General features: G+C 54.5%; 22 protein-coding genes. 5 read left to right on the forward strand and 17 right to left on the reverse strand.

Translation table 11 applies throughout. The features are described 5' to 3' along the window. The first annotated feature begins 34 nt into the window (after positions 1-34). Complete coding sequence (gene crr / locus OGY10_RS20565) at positions 35-544, forward strand: PTS glucose transporter subunit IIA (protein WP_000522253.1); 510 nt, start codon at positions 35-37, stop codon at positions 542-544. Between the two features lie 148 nt (positions 545-692). Here crr and OGY10_RS20570 read toward each other — a convergent pair whose 3' ends face one another. Continuing rightward, complete coding sequence (locus OGY10_RS20570) at positions 693-932, reverse strand: hypothetical protein (RefSeq protein ID WP_008785406.1); 240 nt, start codon at positions 930-932, stop codon at positions 693-695. Then, complete coding sequence (gene pdxK / locus OGY10_RS20575; protein WP_167820180.1) at positions 929-1795, reverse strand: pyridoxine/pyridoxal/pyridoxamine kinase; 867 nt, start codon at positions 1793-1795, stop codon at positions 929-931. The genes OGY10_RS20570 and pdxK overlap by 4 nt, the downstream gene beginning before the upstream one ends. A gap of 82 nt (positions 1796-1877) precedes the next feature. Here pdxK and ptsJ point away from each other — a divergent pair, with 82 nt between their 5' ends. Next, a complete protein-coding gene (gene ptsJ / locus OGY10_RS20580) occupies positions 1878-3170 on the forward strand; it encodes a MocR-like B6 salvage transcription factor PtsJ (RefSeq protein WP_191226952.1) in 1293 nt (430 codons plus the stop codon). Positions 3171-3183: 13 nt separating this feature from the next. Continuing rightward, positions 3184-3900: a type 1 glutamine amidotransferase gene (locus tag OGY10_RS20585; RefSeq protein WP_167820182.1), complete on the forward strand. Its 717-nt coding sequence runs from the start codon at positions 3184-3186 to the stop codon at positions 3898-3900. Between the two features lie 90 nt (positions 3901-3990). On the opposite strand, the gene cysM is transcribed toward OGY10_RS20585, so the two are convergent. The 10 genes from cysM to OGY10_RS20635 all read right to left on the reverse strand — a co-directional run bounded on the left by cysM (position 3991) and on the right by OGY10_RS20635 (position 12445). Beyond that, on the reverse strand, positions 3991-4902 hold the full coding sequence (gene cysM / locus OGY10_RS20590; protein WP_003835014.1) for a cysteine synthase CysM: 912 nt from the start codon (positions 4900-4902) through the stop codon (positions 3991-3993). A gap of 119 nt (positions 4903-5021) precedes the next feature. Further along, positions 5022-6119, reverse strand: coding sequence for a sulfate/thiosulfate ABC transporter ATP-binding protein CysA (gene cysA / locus OGY10_RS20595; RefSeq protein ID WP_191226951.1), 1098 nt, complete (start codon positions 6117-6119; stop codon positions 5022-5024). Then, positions 6109-6984 carry a sulfate/thiosulfate ABC transporter permease CysW gene (gene cysW / locus OGY10_RS20600; protein WP_003038064.1) on the reverse strand — a complete coding sequence of 292 codons (876 nt, stop codon included), beginning with the start codon at positions 6982-6984 and terminating at the stop codon, positions 6109-6111. Before cysW ends, cysA begins: the two co-directional genes overlap by 11 nt. Continuing rightward, positions 6984-7817 carry a sulfate/thiosulfate ABC transporter permease CysT gene (cysT, locus tag OGY10_RS20605; RefSeq protein WP_003038061.1) on the reverse strand — a complete coding sequence of 278 codons (834 nt, stop codon included), beginning with the start codon at positions 7815-7817 and terminating at the stop codon, positions 6984-6986. Before cysT ends, cysW begins: the two co-directional genes overlap by 1 nt. Continuing rightward, the gene (cysP, locus tag OGY10_RS20610; protein ID WP_003835019.1) at positions 7818-8834 is read right to left on the reverse strand and encodes a thiosulfate/sulfate ABC transporter substrate-binding protein CysP; all 1017 of its coding nucleotides are present in this window, start codon (positions 8832-8834) and stop codon (positions 7818-7820) included. A gap of 157 nt (positions 8835-8991) precedes the next feature. Further along, positions 8992-9783, reverse strand: coding sequence for an SDR family oxidoreductase UcpA (gene ucpA, locus OGY10_RS20615; RefSeq protein ID WP_003835020.1), 792 nt, complete (start codon positions 9781-9783; stop codon positions 8992-8994). Between the two features lie 172 nt (positions 9784-9955). Continuing rightward, complete coding sequence (gene yfeX / locus OGY10_RS20620) at positions 9956-10855, reverse strand: porphyrinogen peroxidase (protein WP_003835022.1); 900 nt, start codon at positions 10853-10855, stop codon at positions 9956-9958. Positions 10856-10948: 93 nt separating this feature from the next. Continuing rightward, positions 10949-11524, reverse strand: coding sequence for an RpoE-regulated lipoprotein (locus OGY10_RS20625; protein ID WP_286577342.1), 576 nt, complete (start codon positions 11522-11524; stop codon positions 10949-10951). 59 nt (positions 11525-11583) lie between these two features. Further along, positions 11584-12033, reverse strand: coding sequence for a DUF2919 domain-containing protein (locus tag OGY10_RS20630; protein ID WP_003835027.1), 450 nt, complete (start codon positions 12031-12033; stop codon positions 11584-11586). Continuing rightward, positions 12020-12445: a GNAT family acetyltransferase gene (locus tag OGY10_RS20635; RefSeq protein ID WP_003038048.1), complete on the reverse strand. Its 426-nt coding sequence runs from the start codon at positions 12443-12445 to the stop codon at positions 12020-12022. The genes OGY10_RS20630 and OGY10_RS20635 overlap by 14 nt, the downstream gene beginning before the upstream one ends. Before the next feature lie 212 nt (positions 12446-12657). Here OGY10_RS20635 and amiA point away from each other — a divergent pair, with 212 nt between their 5' ends. Both amiA and hemF read left to right on the forward strand, forming a co-directional pair. Beyond that, complete coding sequence (gene amiA, locus OGY10_RS20640) at positions 12658-13527, forward strand: N-acetylmuramoyl-L-alanine amidase AmiA (protein ID WP_003038046.1); 870 nt, start codon at positions 12658-12660, stop codon at positions 13525-13527. 2 nt (positions 13528-13529) lie between these two features. Beyond that, the gene (gene hemF, locus OGY10_RS20645; protein ID WP_048224960.1) at positions 13530-14429 is read left to right on the forward strand and encodes an oxygen-dependent coproporphyrinogen oxidase; all 900 of its coding nucleotides are present in this window, start codon (positions 13530-13532) and stop codon (positions 14427-14429) included. Between the two features lie 95 nt (positions 14430-14524). Here the strand turns inward: hemF and eutR are convergent, their stop codons facing one another. Genes eutR through eutB form a run of 5 tightly spaced genes read right to left on the reverse strand, consistent with a single transcriptional unit; the run spans position 14525 to position 19115 of the window. Beyond that, positions 14525-15577 (reverse strand): HTH-type transcriptional regulator EutR, encoded by a 1053-nt coding sequence (eutR, locus tag OGY10_RS20650; protein WP_003835032.1) that lies wholly within the window; start codon positions 15575-15577, stop codon positions 14525-14527. A gap of 48 nt (positions 15578-15625) precedes the next feature. Next, positions 15626-16156: an ethanolamine utilization microcompartment protein EutK gene (gene eutK, locus OGY10_RS20655; RefSeq protein WP_003835033.1), complete on the reverse strand. Its 531-nt coding sequence runs from the start codon at positions 16154-16156 to the stop codon at positions 15626-15628. Between the two features lie 11 nt (positions 16157-16167). Next, a complete protein-coding gene (eutL, locus tag OGY10_RS20660; protein WP_003838537.1) occupies positions 16168-16827 on the reverse strand; it encodes an ethanolamine utilization microcompartment protein EutL in 660 nt (219 codons plus the stop codon). Between the two features lie 9 nt (positions 16828-16836). Further along, positions 16837-17733 (reverse strand): ethanolamine ammonia-lyase subunit EutC, encoded by an 897-nt coding sequence (gene eutC, locus OGY10_RS20665; protein WP_284878537.1) that lies wholly within the window; start codon positions 17731-17733, stop codon positions 16837-16839. Positions 17734-17753: 20 nt separating this feature from the next. Then, positions 17754-19115, reverse strand: coding sequence for an ethanolamine ammonia-lyase subunit alpha (eutB, locus tag OGY10_RS20670; protein WP_167820184.1), 1362 nt, complete (start codon positions 19113-19115; stop codon positions 17754-17756). Positions 19116-19126: the final 11 nt, after the last annotated feature.

Raw genomic sequence — 19126 nt, forward strand, 5'->3', positions numbered from 1 at the left:
AGATGCGGCCCAATTTACTGCTTAGGAGAAGATCATGGGTTTGTTCGATAAACTGAAATCTCTGGTTTCTGATGATAAGAAAGACACCGGAACTATTGAGATCGTTGCTCCGCTCTCTGGCGAGATCGTCAACATCGAAGACGTGCCGGATGTAGTTTTTGCTGAAAAAATCGTTGGTGATGGCATTGCTATCAAACCAACCGGTAACAAAATGGTTGCTCCTGTTGATGGCACCATCGGCAAAATCTTTGAAACCAACCACGCTTTCTCTATCGAATCCGACAGCGGCATTGAGCTGTTTGTTCACTTCGGTATTGATACCGTTGAACTGAAAGGCGAAGGCTTCAAACGCATCGCTGAAGAAGGTCAGCGCGTGAAAGTGGGCGACCCGGTTATTGAATTCGATCTGCCGCTGCTGGAAGAAAAAGCCAAGTCTACCCTGACTCCGGTTGTTATCTCCAACATGGACGAAATCAAAGAGCTGATCAAACTGTCCGGTAGCGTGACAGTGGGTGAGACTCCGGTTATCCGCATCAAGAAGTAATTCTTTTTGCAGAGAAAAATGGCGCCATCAGGCGCCATTTTTTTTATCTGATGGATATCAAAACCCTGCCGGATGGCGCTACGCTTATCCGGCCTACAGCAAACTCCGTAACGTAGGCCGGATAAGACGTTCTCGTCGCCATCCGGCATTAAATCTGTGAGGTGACCGGTCGGTAACACGCCTCGCGCATCAGAATCTTCATCCCTTCCGGCCCGCTTTCCAGCATCCGTCGCTCCGAGTCTGCCACTAACAATTCACAGTCGTAGCCACCCGCAATACCAAACATGGCCCGCGCTACACAGATATCTTCCAGCGCTGCTGCCCCGTTGGTGTCAAAATGTCCAACCATACGCCCATTCTGGCGAACTACCAGCCGGTAACTCTTCATCGCGCCTCCCCTGCCGGTGGCAGAATTAATTCATCACAACCGCACAGGTGCGTCCACGTCATCACGTCCAGCACCCGCTGCGCGGCGTCGTGCGTCGCGGTCGTCAGCGCTTTCCCCAGTACAAGGCCGCTCACCAGCTCTGCACAAAACAGATCGCCAGTCCCCTTCAGATCCGTTTTCACTCGCGGATGGGCTAACACCTCAACCGTTTCAGCCGTCACCACCGCAACGTTAATAATCTCTTCGGTATCCCCCGGCGCGCTGGTTATTACCACCCATTTCAGGGTGTCATTGAGCAGTGATTGTGCCGCCGTAATGGCTTCATCAAGCGTACGACACGGCTTTCCGCTTAGCATTTGCAGCTCGAACACGTTCGGCGTCAGCCCCTGTGCCAACGGCAGCAGGTGCTGACGATAAGCTTCCGGGATTTCGGCTTTCACATACATGCCGCTATCCGTATCGCCAATCACGGGGTCGACCAAAATGCATAGGTCCGGATGCGTGGCCCGAACGGTTTCCAGCCACTGTGCCAGCAAGGCGATTTGCTCCGCGCTGCCCATGTATCCTGTTGTCACCGCCTTTAGCTCACGCAAGGCATCACGCTCGCTTAAGGCGCGGAGATAGCCGCTAAACCAGTCAGACGGAATAACGCCGCCGTAAAAGGTTTCATAATGCGGGGTATTACTGAACAGCACCGTGGGTACTGCCGTCACGCGTAACCCCTGCGCTTTAATGGCCGGGACGGCGATGCTGTTACCTACGCTGCCATACACCACCTGTGACTGGACGGCGACGATATCGGTCTGTAACGCCCGATTCGTGTCGTCAAAGAGCACTGACTGGATATCACTCTCCTGCTCCATAAATTTCTCCTCTCGCTGGACAGCGGGCCTACGCCTCACTATTATCGTCATATGCTAAAATTCATTTTGTCATAGGTCAATAATGATCGACGGAAAAACCGCTAACGAAATTTTTGACAGTATCCGTCAACATGTCACTACAGGCACGCTGGCAGCAGGCGAAACGTTGCCGCCAGTGCGGGAACTGGCAACGGAATTAAACGTGAACCGCAATACTGTCGCGGCGGCTTACAAACGCCTGGTCACCTCCGGGTTGGCGCAGAGCCTGGGACGCAACGGCACGGTGATTAAGGGGATTACTGCCCCCGTTGCGCTGGAAGGTGGTAATCCGGATACCCCGCTTATCGATCTTTCCGGCGGTAATCCAGCGCCCTCGCGTCTTCCTGACCTGAGTAGTTATTTCGCGAAGATAAATAAGAATCCGCGGTTGTACGGCGATGCCGCTGTATCACCAGGGCTTAAGGTATGGGCATCACAATGGATGCAAAATGCAATGCCCGGCAAAGGGGAAATTGATATCACCAGCGGCGCCATTGATGCTATCGAACGGCTACTGTGCGCCCATTTACTGCCTGGAGATAGCGTTGTCGTAGAAGATCCATGCTTTTTGAGCAGCATCAACATGCTGCGTTATGCTGGTTTCTCCGCCAGTCCGGCCAATGTTGACCACGAAGGCATGCTGCCGGACCAACTGGAACTCGCGCTACAGAAAGGTGCGCGGGCAGTGATTCTGACACCGCGCGCGCATAACCCGACAGGATGCAGCCTGAGCGCTTCACGCGCGGCGCAATTGCAGGAAATCCTGGCCCGCTATCCGCAGACGCTGGTGATCGTCGACGACCACTTTGCGCTGCTATCTGCTTGCCACTGGTATCCGGTGATTGCGAAGGAAACCACGCACTGGGCGATTGTCCGTTCGATGTCAAAAACGTTAGGTCCGGATTTACGCCTGGCCATTGTGGCCAGCGATCCGCTCACTTCAGGGAAGCTACGTTTACGGCTCAACTCCGGCAGTCAGTGGGTCAGCCACCTGCTGCAGGATTTGGCCTGCGCCTGCCTGAGTGACGAGACTTATCAACACACGCTGGCGCAAACTCAGCAGTTTTACGCCACCCAGCAGCAAAAGTTGACAGCAGCGCTACGGCGACATGGCATTGAGTTGCCCGTTGGTGACGGTCTGAATATGTGGCTACCGCTGGATGATAACAGCCAGGCGATCGCTTTTGCGCTGGCAAAGTCCGGCTGGCTGGTGCGGGAAGGCGAAGTTTTTGGCGTCAATACGCCTGCCCACGGCCTGCGTATTACGCTGTCAACCTTAACTGACAGCGACATTGATAAGCTGGCGGCTGATATTCATCAGGCGCTAAAACGCTAACAGGAGAGAAAAAGTGCGAGTTCATTTTGTTATTCATGAGTCTTTTGAATCTGCTGGCACGTACCTGCCGTGGGCCGAATCGCGCGGCTATACCATCACCTGGTCACGCGTATACGCCGGAGAAACAGTTCCCGCCAATGCCGATGGTTTCGATATGTTGGTGGTGTTTGGCGGTCCGCAGTCACCACGAACCACGCTGGCAGAGTGCCCGTACTTTGATTCTCAGGCCGAGCAGCATCTGATCAACCAGGCGATTGCGGCACGTAAAATTGTGGTGGGGATCTGCCTGGGTTCACAGTTAATCGGCGAAGCGCTGGGTGCGAAGGTGTGCCAGAGTCCGGAAAAAGAGATTGGTCACTACCCCATCGTTCTGACCGAAGCCGGTCAACAGCACCCGCTGTTCAGCCATTTCGGCTCACCGCTTACCGTCGGTCACTGGCACAACGACATGCCAGGATTAACCGACCAGGCGACCATTCTTGCTGCCAGCGAGGGCTGCCCACGACAAATCGTGCAATACGGTAATTTTGTTTATGGTTTTCAGTGCCATATGGAGTTTACGGCTGATGCTATAGAAGGGCTTATTCAACACTCCGAACAAGAACTGGCGGAAGCTAAAGGCAAGCGTTTCATCCGTTCCATTGAAGAGATGCGAGCATGGGATTATCAGCAGATGAATGAGAAACTGTGGCAATTCCTTGATAAGCTTGTGGAAAAACGTAACGATTGATTATGGCAGGCCGGATAAGACGCTTTACGTCGTCATCCGGCGCTCGTGCCGTACGTTTGCCAGATAGTGCTATGGTTATCAGGCTGAAAACTAAATCCCTAATCCCTGGTTAAAGTGCTCTTCGCCAAACACGCCGGTTGAAAGGTAGCGATCGCCGCGATCGCAGATGATCGCCACCACCACCGCTCCCGGGGTCGCGCGCGCCACACGTAACGCCCCCGCTACCGCGCCACCAGAACTGACACCACAGAAAATCCCTTCGCGCACGGCCAGTTCACGCATGGTGTTTTCCGCATCGTTCTGGTGAATATCCAGCACCTCATCCACCAGCGAGGCGTTAAAAATGCCTGGCATATACTCCGCAGGCCAGCGGCGAATTCCCGGAATACTACTGCCCTCTTCCGGCTGCAGGCCAACGATAGTGACCGCTTTTTCTTGCTCACGCAGAAAACGCGACACACCGGTAATGGTGCCTGTCGTTCCCATACTGGAGACAAAGTGGGTAATACGACCTGACGTCTGCTGCCAGATTTCCGGTCCGGTGGTAGTGTAATGCGCGTACGGGTTATCCGGATTATTAAACTGATCCAGCAGCTTGCCTTCTCCCCGCTGCGCCATCTCAAGGGCTAAATCGCGCGCGCCTTCCATCCCCTGCTCTTTGGTGACCAGAATCAGCTCGGCACCATAGGCGCGCATCGCCGCACGGCGCTCCTGGCTCATGTTGTCTGGCATCAGCAGCTTCATGCGATAGCCCTTCAGCGCGGCGATCATTGCCAGCGCAATTCCGGTATTACCGCTGGTCGCCTCAATCAGCACGTCGCCTGGCTTAATTTCTCCGCGCTTTTCCGCTTCGACGATCATCGACAACGCGGCGCGGTCTTTCACCGAACCTGCGGGATTATTGCCTTCCAGCTTGACCCAAATTTCACTACCGTTATCCGGCGCCAGACGTTGTAATTTCACCAGAGGCGTATTGCCAATTGTTTGTTCTAATGTGTTCACGTTTTCAGCTCAATAAAAATGCCGGGTGGCGCTGTACTTACCCGGCCTACAGGTCATGCTGCACCTGGTAAGCCCGGTAAGCGCAGCGCCACCGGATGATAACTATACGAATTAACCTATCAGGCGCTTTGCGCCAGGGCAAGTTCCTCTTCCCGCGTTTCAATACGCTGGTCGCCGTTATACAGGCGCGCATTTTGCAGCCCGACAAACAGACGTTCGCCGCGGCCAGGGGAATCATCGCCCTGCATGACTACCGTCAACGGTTCGTTATACCACCCCAGGGGTTGCACAACTAATTGGGTGTAGTGTCCTTTCGGGCTGGCTTCCAGCACTTGTACCGGCAACGGCGAATCCAGGCTGGTACGACGGCTCACGTCCACTTCCCACGGGCGCAGGAACAGATCCACCGGTCCCTGATAGCCAGGCGTATAACCCAGCGGCCAGCGGTGTGCGCCCACATGGAATTGGCCGCCACGAATCGTCCCCTGCAGGCGGTTAACCTCACCCATAAATTCCAGGACGAAACGAGTAGCCGGTTCGCGCCATACCTGATCCGGCGCATCAGCCTGTTCGATATGACCCTGACTCATCACCACCACGCGGTCTGCGACTTCCGTTGCTTCTTCCTGATCGTGGGTAACAAACACGCTGGTAAATTTCAGCTCTTCATGCAGCTGGCGCAGCCATCGACGCAGCTCTTTGCGCACCTGCGCATCAAGCGCACCAAACGGTTCGTCGAGCAGCAGGATCTGCGGCTCTACCGCCAGCGCACGCGCCAACGCCACGCGCTGTTTTTGCCCGCCGGAGAGCTGTGCCGGGAAACGGTCCGCCAGATGAGCCAGTTGAACCATTTCCAGCAGTTTGGTCACTTTTGCTTTGATGGCCGCCGAATTCGGGCGCTCACGCCGTGGCAGGACCGTCAGACCAAACGCGATATTGTCGAAAACGGTCATATGACGAAACAGCGCATAGTGCTGGAACACGAACCCCACCTTACGGTCGCGGGCGTGCAATCGGCTGACGTCGGTACCGTGAAAACGGATATGCCCGCTGGACTGATGCTCCAGCCCGGCAATAATGCGCAGCAGCGTGGTTTTGCCCGAGCCGGATGGCCCCAGCAGCGCGACCATCTGACCTGAAGGAATATCCAGCGAGATATCGTTCAGCACCTGGGTGCGACCAAAAGACTTCTTAATATTGGCAATCTCAATGCTCATGATTTTCCTCCTGCTGCGCGCGTTTTTCCTGGTTCTCCAGACGCCATTGCAACATGCTCTTCAAAAACAGGGTAATAATCGCCATCAGCGTTAATAGCGCCGCGGCGGTAAAGGAGCCGACCGTGTTGTAGTCCTGCTCCAGTAATTCAATCTGTAGCGGCAGCGATAAGGTTTCGCCGCGAATCGAGCCGGAAACCACTGACACCGCGCCAAACTCACCAATCGCACGGGCGTTGGTCAAAACCACACCGTACAGCAATGCCCAACGGATATTCGGCAGCGTAACGCGGCGGAACATCTGCCAGCCGGATGCACCCAGCAACACAGCCGCTTCATCTTCATTGCTGCCCTGGCTTAACATCACCGGCACCAGCTCACGCACCACAAACGGACAGGTCACGAACACTGTCACCAGCACCATCCCCGGCCAGGCAAACATAATTTGCAGGTTATGCTCATCCAGCCACCCACCAAGCGGGCCGTTAGAGCCGTAAAACAGCAGATAGACCAGACCGGCGACCACCGGCGAGACAGCAAATGGAATATCCAGTAACGTTAGTAGTAGTTGGCGTCCTGGGAAGTTAAAACGGGTCACCAGCCAGGCCAGCAACACACCAAACACCAGGTTCACCGGGACCGCAATCAGCGCAATCAGCACTGTCAGCCAGATGGCATGCAGCATGTCCGGATCCGCCAGGTTCTGTAATACCGGCATTAATCCCTTGCTGAACGCCTGCACGAAGATGTAAATCATCGGCACCAGCAAAATAAACGCGGAGACCAGCATGCCCGTGCCGATCAGAAACCATTTCCCCCAGTTGATGCGGGGTGCGCCATAGCGTTTCAATTGGGTAATGTCTGCCATCAGTGACCTACCACACGTCGACCAAAGCGACTTTGCAGAGTGTTAATTGAAAACAGCAGCAACAACGAAGCCCCGAGGATCACAGAAGCAATCGCGCTGGCGGCCGGGTAGTCAAACTCCTGCAAGCGAACAAAAATCATCAGCGAGGTCACTTCCGTCTTCCATGCGATGTTTCCGGCGATAAAAATAACCGCGCCAAACTCACCGAGGCTGCGGGTAAACGACAGCGCAACGCCCGCCACCAGCGCAGGAGACAGCTCCGGCAGCACTACTTTACGGAAACTTTGCCAGCGCGTAGCACCGAGCGTTTCAGCTGCTTCTTCATATTCCGGGCCTAACTCTTCCAGTACCGGTTGCACGGTACGCACCACAAACGGAATGCTGGTAAAGGCCATCGCTACCGCGATACCGAGCCAGGTGTAGGTCACCTTGATATCCAGCTTCGCCAGCCACTCGCCGTAGAAGCCATTAACCGAAAACAGTGACGCCAGCGTCAGACCTGCCACCGCCGTAGGCAGTGCGAACGGCAGGTCCATCAGCGCATCCAGCAGCGTACGGCCCGGAAAGCGATAGCGTGTTAAGATCCACGCCATCAGCAAACCGAACACGCCGTTAAAAATCGACGCCACAAACGCTGACAGCAGCGTCACTTTATAAGCCGCCACCACCTGCGGATTGGTAATCACATCCCAGTATTGCGCCCAGCTCATTTGCGCCAGTTGCATCACCAGCGCGCTCAGCGGCAGCAGCAATATCAGGCAGACAAACAGTAAGCTGGTGCCCAGGCTCAAAGTGAAGCCGGGCAGCACACGTCGGGAAGAAACAGCAAACATTTACTTACGCCCCGCCGCCAGCAGTTTGTCCAGCTCACCGCCGCTGACAAAGTGCGTTTTCATCACTTCAGGCCACGAGCCAAACTTATCTTCCACACGGAACAATTCGGTCTGCGGGAATTTATCTTTCAGCTTGTCCATTACCTGCGGGTTATTCACGCGGTAGTAGAAATCGGTAATGATGGTTTGCGCCTGCGGGCTGTACAGCCAGTTCAGGTAAGCTTTCGCCGCTTTTTCAGTACCGTTGGCCTGCACATTTTTATCTACCCAGGCCACCGGGAACTCCGCCAGAATGTTGACCTTCGGCACCACCACTTCGAAGCCCTGGTCTTCGTACTGTTTACGGATATTGTTCACTTCCGATTCAAAGGTAATCAGTACGTCGCCCAGACCGCGCTCCACGAAGGTGGTAGTTGCACCACGACCGCCGGTATCAAATACTTCCACGTTTTTCAGAAACTGGGTCATGAACTGTTCGGTTTTAGCTTTATCCCCACCGTCCGCTTTATCTGCCGCGCCCCACGCAGCCAGATAGGTATAGCGTGCGTTACCGGAGGTTTTCGGGTTCGGGAAAATCAGCTTCACGTCCGGGCGAACCAGATCGTTCCATTCGTGGATATTCTTCGGGTTGCCCTTACGCACCAAAAACGCCATGGTGGAATAGAATGGCGAACTGTTATTCGGCAGGCGGCTTTGCCAGTCGGCAGGGATCAGCTTGCCTTTGTCATGCAGGATCTGCACGTCGGTCACCTGGTTATAGGTCACGACGTCAGCTTTCAGCCCCTGCAAAATCGCCAACGCCTGTTTTGATGACCCGGCATGAGATTGTTTAATCGTCAGTTTGTCGCCGCCGTTATCCTTGGCCCATTGCTGTTCAAACGGCGGATTAAGGGCGGCAAACAGCTCGCGGGAAACATCGTATGAACTGTTCAGCAGTTCCGTTGCCTGCGCCTGCCCCACCAGCAACAGCATGGCTGCCAGCGTCAGTGTTCTTTTTTTCAGTAAGTTAACGGCCATTGCGCACCCTTATAAATTAAATGACTTTCTTATGGTCATCATATTTATAACCAGTGCTAAAGGAGTAACGGTTTTATATACCGTTTGATGATTTGAAAGTTGAAAAGAGAATAAGGGGTACCTCCTCCCCAGCACATGGGGAGGAGACCGGCATCAATCAGACGCCGACGCTTACGCTTTCAGGCAAAGTGCTGCCGCCATCAATCACGTTTTGCGTGCCAGTTAAATAACTGGACTCATCCGATGCCAGGAACGCCGCCAGTTCACCGACCTCAAGCGGGCAGGCCAGACGACGCATCGGGATCGCTTTCGCCATTTCGACTAAAACGGATTCAGGATCTTCCGGGTTAGACTGACGCGCAATGCTTTCCGCCATCGGCGTACGAACGTAGCCAGGGCAAATGGCATTCACGCGAATGCCGGACTGCGCATATTCTACCGCCAGGGATTTGGTCAAACCGATGATCGCGGCTTTCGACAGCGCGTAGGCCGTTTCGCCCGGGTCAGCAACCATATCGCCGGTCACCGATGACATCATCACGATGCGCCCATCTTTGCGCGCAATCATCTCCGGCAGAACGGCTTTCGTCACGTTCCAGACGCCTTTAATGTTGATATCAATGTGGAAATCGCGATCTTCATCGCTCATATCAAGGAAGTTGCCGAGGCGGCATACGCCGGCATTGTTCACCAGAATATCGATTTTGCCTTCAATCTGCTTCGCGCGCGTCACCGCTTCCTTGACCGACGCAAAATCTCTGACGTCAGCGTGAACGGCTGTGCAACGGTGCCCTCGCCCAGCCAACTCATCCGCCAGTTTTTCAATCTCATCGGAGATATCCAGCAGGATTAAGTTCGCACCATGGCGGGCAAACGTTCTGGCGATACCCTCGCCAATACCCTGAGATGCGCCCGTAATCAATGCTGTTTTGCCCGTGAGTTTTCCCATTTCAATATTCTCCTTTTGAATATGAAGCCTTCGCTTCATTCACGCAGAAGATACAGCAATAACAAATTAGTGCTGAGGAATAGCTCACTAAATCAGGTTAATCTCAGGTAAAAAAAATCCCCGACGATGCGGGGATGTCTATTTCGTGGCCGATAACAGGATCAGCTCGCCATTACAGCGCCATTAAACGGTCCAGCGACGGTGCAAAGTAATAGCCGCCGGTTACCGGTTTGGTGAAGCGCAGCATCGCATCACGCTTACCGTCGGTGTCACCAAACATGCTCAGCAATTGTTGTTCAATGTTGTGCAGACGAGCGCAGTAGGCGCAGAAATAGAGACCATGCGTGCCGCTGGCAGTACCGTATGGCAGGCTCTGGCGCACAATTTTCAGCCCTTTACCGTCTTCTTTTAGGTCAACACGGCTCAGGTGAGAGGTGACCGGACGGTCATCACCGTCGATCTCTTCGTTGGCTTCCTTGGTACGACCAATCATCATTTCCTGGTCATGGATGCTCATGCGATTAAGCTGCTTCAGGTTATGTTCCCAACGCTGCACAAACACATAGCTGCCACCGGCATCCACACCATCTTTGATAACGGCAACTTCACGGCGCGTTTCTTCGCCTGCCGGGTTTTCCGTACCGTCAACAAAGCCGCTGAGATCGCGCTCTTCGACCCAACGGAAACCGTGGATTTCTTCTTTAACTTCAATACAGTCGCCAAATGCTTCCATTGCCGCCTGTGCAACGGAGAAATTCACGTCATGACGCAAAGAGAGAATATGGATCAACACGTCATATTGGGTTGCTGGTGCCAGACCTTTACCGTAAGGGATAAAGTCTTTTAACTCTTCAGCACCGACGCCGCCGCTCAATGCACGCCAGGTGTTGTTGCCAAAAGCGACAACCGCGCCCAGATGCGCATCCGGGAACTTAGCTTCAAAGGTCGCCAGCTTATCGGCGAAGGTTTTGCTGGCCGCACGCAGGGCATCAACGTCGCCTTTAACATTGGCTTCAATCCAAATCGCCGCACGGCAATGTTCTGGCAAAATGCCACTCTGAACCTGAGACATTGTTCCTCCTGAAAAAAAGATGCCACGACATCGTGGCATTGATGGGCGCTATTCTACCTGTTTTTTTAACAAGCTGATTTGTTCAGACGCAAATTAACGCCGCCAGATAATTTTGCTTACTTTCCACGCTTTCAGCGTGTCGTCAGACGGCATTATATCCTCAGGCCCGCTCCATTCACCGGAAAAAATATAGCTAATATGTTGACTTCCTTCAGCTTTACACTCAACGCCCGCGCTGTCATCTCCGGTTGCTTTTTGGCAATTACCGAAAGCTTTAGTGTAAAGGTCACTAAACGGTGTACCGATTTCGACACCCGCGGCTGACGAAATATCGTGATCTAATACATCAATACGATTGATGGTTCCCTGGCTGCCGTTGATGACTATCGCCAGCTTGTCGTCTTTCATCGCTTCATAGAAGCGCACCACATTACCGTTATCGGTCTTCATTCCGCTACGCAGGCGGTAATCGCCGTCCAGCGCATCAGCAATGGCTTTTTCATCCAGCGGCGTAGCGCCCGTTAACGCTCCGACGCCCTGCTCTGTGACCTGCGTTGAAGAACCAAACCAGTTCCACGGATTGGCGGCAGACCAGTTCACCGAGGACAACGTTGAACACCCGGCCAGTAGCAGCGGCATCGTGCATAAAGTCAAACGCAGTGATTTCATTTCACTTCCTTCCTTATTTATCAACGGTGCTTGGAGTCCGGTTTCCCCAAAAAGTGCCGTTATTCTTTCTCAAGGGAAAAACAGGCACGCAGACGTTGATTGGTTAACAGCCAGATCAGCGCGACGATATCCGCCACCAGCAGCGCCAGCCCGACGCCGTTGAGCGGATCGCCTGCCAGCCACATCACCGGCTGCCAGCACAGCAGCACCAGTTGAGCGAGAATCAATAATCCGCGCAGCCAGCGCCAGATCACCGGAAACGCAAAGCGTCGCCCGCTGAGTAAAAACGCCAACACGGCGGGAACGCCGGGAAGCAACCCCAGCCAGAATGCGTCATGATCGGGATAAAACAGATTCAGCAAGGTGTTGCCCTGCTCACGGGAAGAACCGGCAATCACAAACAAAACCCAGGTGCGTGCCTGCAACAGCAGTACGCACCAGAAGAGAAAAGGCAGGCGCAGACGCCCATGACCGTCATAGTCGGCCGGATGAAACTCAGTACTCTTCATCTTCGATCAAACGCTTGCCCAGATTGAGTACATCCGCATGTTCATAGCCCAAACGTTCATACATGCCCTGTACGACGTCGTTATCGTCACGCACCATGATTTGAATCTTCGGACAACCGCGGGCAATGAGCTTTTTCTCCAGCCGGTTGAGCAGCGCATTGGCGATGCCGCGACCGCGAAACTCAGGATGCACGCCCAAGTAATAGGCGGAACCGCGATGCCCGTCGTATCCGCCCATCACCGTACCGACCACCTCACCGTTCACTTCAGCGACGAGGAACAAGCTGACGTCATGATTGACTTTACGTTCGATGTCCATTTCAGGGTCGTTCCATGGACGCAGCAAATCACAACGCTCCCAGAGGGTGATCACCTCTTCGAAATCTTCCTGGCGAAAAACGCGTATTTCCATGGTATTGGGTACCTTTTCAGGACGTTAAAAAGCGATTATGGCGCGAACGGCTGATTTAGCCAATATCTGACGCGAAGCGGCGGAAAAAATGGCATAATACGGAATTGTCACGTATTGAAATGAAAAGTAAAACAATTCTTATCTCGATCCGTCGCAACGGACTACGCGATACGATATAACGTTTAGAACCTTTTTTTTACAACTCAGGCCGTATGAGCACTTTTAAACCACTAAAAACACTCACATCGCGCCGCCAGGTGCTGAAAGCCGGGCTGGCCGCCCTGACGCTGTCAGGCATGTCACAAGCCATCGCTAAAGAAGAAGCGCTAAAGACCAGCAATGGACACAGCAAACCGAAAGCGAAAAAATCCGGTGCTAAGCGCGTTGTTGTCCTTGATCCGGGGCACGGAGGGATTGATACCGGCGCAATTGGTCGCAACGGCTCGAAAGAAAAGCACGTTGTGTTGGCTATTGCCAAAAACGTGCGCTCGATCCTACGTAACCAGGGGATTGATGCACGCCTGACCCGCTCCGGCGATACGTTTATTCCGCTCTACGATCGCGTCGAGATCGCCCACAAACATGGTGCCGATCTGTTCATGTCGATCCACGCCGACGGTTTTACCAATCCGAGCGCTGCGGGTGCTTCGGTCTTTGCCTTATCCAATCGCGGCGCCAGTAGCGCCATGGCGAAATATCTGTCCGATCGTGAAAACCGGGCCGATGAAGTCGCCGGAAAGAAGGCCACTGACAAAGATCATTTGTTGCAGCAGGTGCTATTCGATCTGGTGCAAACTGACACCATAAAAAACAGCCTGACGTTAGGCTCGCATATTCTTAAGAAGATCAAGCCGGTACACCGTCTGCACAGTCGCAGCACGGAACAGGCCGCCTTCGTGGTGCTAAAATCACCTTCGATTCCGTCGGTCCTGGTCGAAACCTCGTTCATCACCAACCCGGAAGAAGAACGATTGCTGGGTACGGCGGCGTTTCGTCAGAAAATCGCCACCGCTATCGCCAATGGCATCATCAGCTATTTCCACTGGTTTGATAACCAGAAAGCACACTCGAAGAAACGTTAACCATGAAGCCCGATGCACAGCGCGTAAAACAGTTCCTGCTCAGCCTGCAGGATGAAATTTGTCAGCAGTTATCCACCGTAGACGGCAGCGAATTTGTTGAGGATAACTGGCAACGCGAAGCGGGCGGCGGCGGGCGCAGTAGGGTGTTGCGTAACGGCGGTATTTTCGAGCAAGCAGGCGTCAACTTCTCCCACGTCCACGGCGATGCAATGCCGGCCTCGGCTACCGCGCATCGCCCGGAGCTTGCCGGGCGCAGCTTTGAAGCGATGGGCGTCTCGTTGGTGGTGCACCCGCAGAATCCCTACATTCCAACCAGTCATGCCAACGTACGGTTTTTTATCGCGGAAAAACCGGGGGCCGATCCCGTGTGGTGGTTTGGCGGCGGCTTTGACTTAACGCCCTACTACGGATTTGATGAGGATGCGGTTCACTGGCATCGCACGGCGCGGGATCTGTGCCAGCCGTTTGGCGATGACGTGTATCCACGTTACAAAAAGTGGTGCGATGACTACTTCTTCCTCAAGCACCGCAACGAACAGCGCGGCATTGGCGGGCTGTTTTTCGATGATTTGAATACCCCTGATTTCGACCACTGCTTCGCTTTTATGCAGGCGGTAGGTCAAGGATACACCGAGGCGTATCTGCCCATCGTCGAACGCCGCAAAATGATGAGCTGGGGCGAGCGCGAGCGTAATTTCCAGCTTTATCGTCGTGGGCGCTATGTGGAATTTAATCTGGTGTGGGATCGCGGCACGTTGTTCGGTTTGCAAACCGGCGGGCGCACGGAGTCGATTCTGATGTCGATGCCACCGCTGGTACGCTGGGAGTATGACTGGCAGCCGGAAGCGAACAGCCCGGAAGCTGCCCTTAGCGAGTTTATTCAGGTCCGCGACTGGGTGTAATTGCCTGATGGCGCTACGCTTATCAGGCCTACAACAACGGCAAACCCGTAGGCCGGATAAGACGCGTTAGCGTCGCATCCGGCACAATAATCTCATCATGCCCACTGGCGCATACGCTGATGCAGCGTCAACGACGGTTTCTCCGCAAACAGCTGCTGGTAGTCGGTGGCAAACTGCCCTAAATGCCAGAATCCCCACTGCATGGCGGCGTCTTTCACAGTCGCACTCTGCGACCATGGGCTTATCAACTCACGGCGCACGGCGTTCAGGCGAATACGTTTCAGCCAGGCATTCGGTCCAATACCGAGGATCGCGTGAAAGGCGTTTTGCAACGTCCGGCGGCTAACGTGCAGCTGATTGCATAAGTCGAGCACGGTCAGCGGCTCTGACATATTTTCCAGCACATATTCGCGCGCACGTGACAGCAAGCGACGATAGCTCTGATGGCTGATGCTCTCCGCAGTCATAATCGGCTGCGCTTCTTCCAGCATGGTGCCCATCGCCAGCAGCAGGTTATCCCCTAACACTTTACGCACCGCGGGTTGGTGAAGGTTTTCAGGATTCTCACTAAACGTCGCCAGCGCCTGCTGCACAAAGCCCCATAGCGCGGCTTTGTGTTGTTCTTTAACTTCCAGCGCCGACTGATTGCGCAGCATATGTAGCACCCTTTCCGGGTTATGCAGGAAGTTAGCCTGACGAGCAATGGCCTCTTCCGAAATGACGACACCCAAAATGGTGTAATCATCCGGCGTACTCAGTTCAAACTCCGTCCCGCCTGGGCGGGTGGCAATTTCAGCGCTACCCAAACACTGGGTACCAATAAATCCCTGCTCGCCGCGCGTGGCCGGAATGCCAAACCAAAATGAGTTTGGCCAGACAAGGCACGACTGACGCAGCGCCAGTCCGGTGTATTCACGGAACACCTGAATATCATCGAGCAGGATTTCCGTGAACTCGCCATGAAATTTTCCCGGATGCAGCTGGTCGTAGATCTGCTGCCAGGCGGTAATCGTCAGCGCGTGCTCATACACATCCGTTGTTCGCCGTTGGTGAACGTTGTCCACTTCCACTTTCGGCGTCAGTTTAACGTCTTCGGGTAATACTTCATGATAAAGATGGTGCAAGTTTGCAGTACGGTTCTTTTTCATGATCTTTTAAGCCGGAAGCTTCAACGAAGCCCCCGGCCCTCCGACAGGTTAATTTTTTAAGCGGTAGCGACTACTGCGTTTACGCAACGCTCCATCAGAAAAGAGCTGTTCCAGCGCATTTCTGGCTTCATCAAGTGACCAGCCAAAGTGGGCCGCCACTTCCCCTGCCGTCATTCCTTGACGGACCGATGCTAACAGCGTCAGAAGTTGGGCAGAGGATTCAGACGTCACTGGGGCGTCCTGTGTCTTCTCTGGTTTCACTTCTGTTTTCGCTTCTGGCTTCTGTTCAGGTTTCTTCGGCTGGCGTTTAAAACCGCCGATCAGCCACTGGGTGTCATCGTCCGGCCGGCCTATTTCCTTACGGCTGATAACACGGCCCGTACGCGCTGCGGCTGCACTGCCAGCATCCAGCGCTGCGCGGCATGCCGCCAGATCGCCTTCCACCACCAGCGTCAGCCGACCAGGATCGAGCACTTCGTGGCTAAGCAGACGCACGTTCGCGGCTTTCAGCATGGCATCGGCCGCGTCCACGGCAGCCACCATGCCATCCACTTCCAGTAATCCCAGTGCATTGATCATCACTACCTCTCTTACGCGCGCTGGATTGGATTACGGGCAATATCCAGAACGGCATCGGCAAAGGCGTTACATGCGGCTTTACAAGCGGCCTGGCTACCGGTCAAAAACGCGGCTGAATAGTTAGTTTCTGACGGCGGTGGTACATAGGTCACCAGTTGTACATCGGCAGATTTCAGCGCGGCATCAATACCAAATGTCGCTTCCAGCGGCGGTGCTACCAGATACGCCATCGGATCGCCCAGTCGGCATCCCGCGGTTGCGGAGAGATACGAACCGGTACGCGAAACCACATGCGCCAGGAAGGCGGTATCTTCTGCGTCATTCGCCCACTGGAATGCCGCCCCGCTTTCAATATTGGCCACCATCGCGTCCAGACCCGCGCGAACTTCGGCCGGGTTTGGTCCACCGAGCATAATCAGCACTTCGCCCGATGTTGGAGAGGGACTGTGCGCCGCACCGGCATACAGCGAGCGGCCATAAACCACTTCGACCATTGCCTGTTTTGTCGCTTCGTCTGCGGCAATATACGCCACGTCATCAGAATCTGCTGTGATGAGTCCGAGGCTACGTATATGTGGCGGTAATTTAAGTTCGCGGGCAAAACCGTCATTTACCGAGGCAATCACACGCATTGCGGTGACTGAAGGTCTAATTAAATCTAATGCTGGCATGATGCCTCCTTAACGGGTCATATTGATGCCGGATGCTTTTTGCTCCAGCATGCGCTTGGCCAAATCCACAATCACCGCCGCCGCTTCAACCGGTGGCGTACCGCCCTGGTGAATGTTCGAGATACAGGTACGATCAGCCTCAACGGTGGTCGCCACACGCGGCGAATAGACGGCATAGCAAGAAAGACTTTCCGACTGGCCGAGGCCCGGACGTTCACCAACCAGCAGGATCACCGCTTTTGCACCCAGCAGTTCGCCGATCTGATCTTCTATTTTCACGCGCCCATAGCGAACAAAGAACGGCGTCCCGACCTTCAATCCGGCCTGTTTTAAGCCCGACAACAGCGGCGGCAGGATCTCTTCATAGTTAGCGGTAATCGCGTCGGTAGACAGGCCATCAGAAATAATCACCTGCACATCCGGATTCATTACACACTGTGATTTCAGTGCTTCAATGGCTTCCGCACTCAGACGACGCCCCATATCCGGACGCGTCAGATACAGGTTTTTGTCGCTGATTTCCGAGCGCACTTCCAGTAGCCCCTGGGCTTTTACCCACTCTTCCGGCACTTCTTTCAATACCGTATCTTTCGAACGCGAGTGGTCAGCCAGGAAACGCAGCAGCGCCTGGGTACGCGGACGAGGACCGGCACGACCGGTACATACACGCGCAGCGGTGCTACGGCGAAGTTCAGTCAGCACCTCTGCACGGTGCGGATTCTCAACGCCAATCCATGCTTTGGCTTCGGCTGAGCCTAAGTCCATCGCGCAGCTTTCACCGGTCGGCGCGGCGCACTGCATGGTGCTGCATTTTGCTGGAGCTGACGGTTCTTGAGCCTGCGGTTGAGACTCACCCATTGACGCCATTACGCTGCGTACAATTTCTTCAATCTGTTTTTGATCCATCGTGTGTCATCCCCGCGTCATCAGAAGAACAGTGACGGATCGCCCGCCCGTTTGGTCAGGCGACCGTTTGCCATAATGCCCATGGTTTCCAGCCAGCGTTCAAACTCCGGCGACGGACGCAGGTTCAGCAGCTGACGCACGGTCGCGGTGTCATGGAAGGCGGTGGTCTGATAGTTGAGCATGATGTCGTCACCGAGCGGCATGCCCATGATGTAGTTGCAGCCAGCGGTGGCGAGCAGAATCATCAGGTTTTCGTTAAGGTTCTGGTCAGCATCAGCATGGTTGGTGTAGCAGCAGTCGCAGCCCATTGAGATGCCGCTCAGCTTGCCCATAAAGTGATCTTCCAGACCCGCGCGAATAATCTGACGGTCGTTGTAGAGATACTCCGGCCCGATAAAGCCCACCACGGTGTTCACCAGGAACGGATCATAGTGGCGTGCCAGCCCGTAGTTACGCGCTTCCATCGTCACCTGATCGGCGCCGAAGTTCGCGCCCGCGGAAAGTGCAGACCCTTGCCCGGTTTCGAAGTACAGGCAGTTTTCCCCGGCGATACGGTTGAACTCAGCGCCCACTGCGCGCGCTTCATCCAGCATGGCCAGCTCAACGCCAAACTCTTTTAAGCCTTTTTCGCTACCGCAGATACTCTGGAAAATCAGCCCGCCCGGCGCGCCGCGACGAATCGCTTCTATCTGGGTAGTCACGTGTGCCAGTACGCAGCCCTGGGTCGGGATGTTGAATTTGTCGATAACGCCGTACACGGTATCCAGTACGCGGCTTAAGTTTTCCACGTCATCCGTTACCGGGTTTACGCCGATCACCGCATCGCCCGCCCCGAAGGACAGTCCTTCGTAGATTTGTGCGGCAATACTCTGCACGTCATCACGGGTGTCGTTCGGCTGCAAACGGCAGCTGAAGGTGCCCGGCAGACCGATGGTGGTATTGGCCTTTTTGATCACCGGCATTTTCTTACCGCCGTAGATCAGGTCCGCGTTAGAGCAGATTTTTGCTACCGCAGCGACCACTTCCGACGTTAACCCTTTGCGCGTAAACGCAATGTCATCAACGGAGGTTTCATCGCTCAGCACGTACTCGCGCAGCTCGCTGATACTCCAGTTTTTGATACGGCTATAGGCCGTCTCGTTGACGTCATCCTGAATCAGACGAGTAACACAGTCCTCTTCATAGGAAATCACCGGGTTATTGCGGATATCCGCCACCGTCATTTCCGACAGTACCTGCTTGGCCGCCACGCGCTCCTGCGAACTGGTTGCGGCCACTCCTGCCAGCACATCCCCCGAACGCAGTTCGTTGGCTTTTGCCAGCACCTCTTTAACATCCTTAAACTGATAAACATTGCCGAACAATGTGGTCTTTAGTTTCATAAGTCGTTCCC

This window comes from Citrobacter sp. Cpo148 (assembly GCF_030332375.1).
Lineage (GTDB): Bacteria > Pseudomonadota > Gammaproteobacteria > Enterobacterales > Enterobacteriaceae > Citrobacter > Citrobacter portucalensis.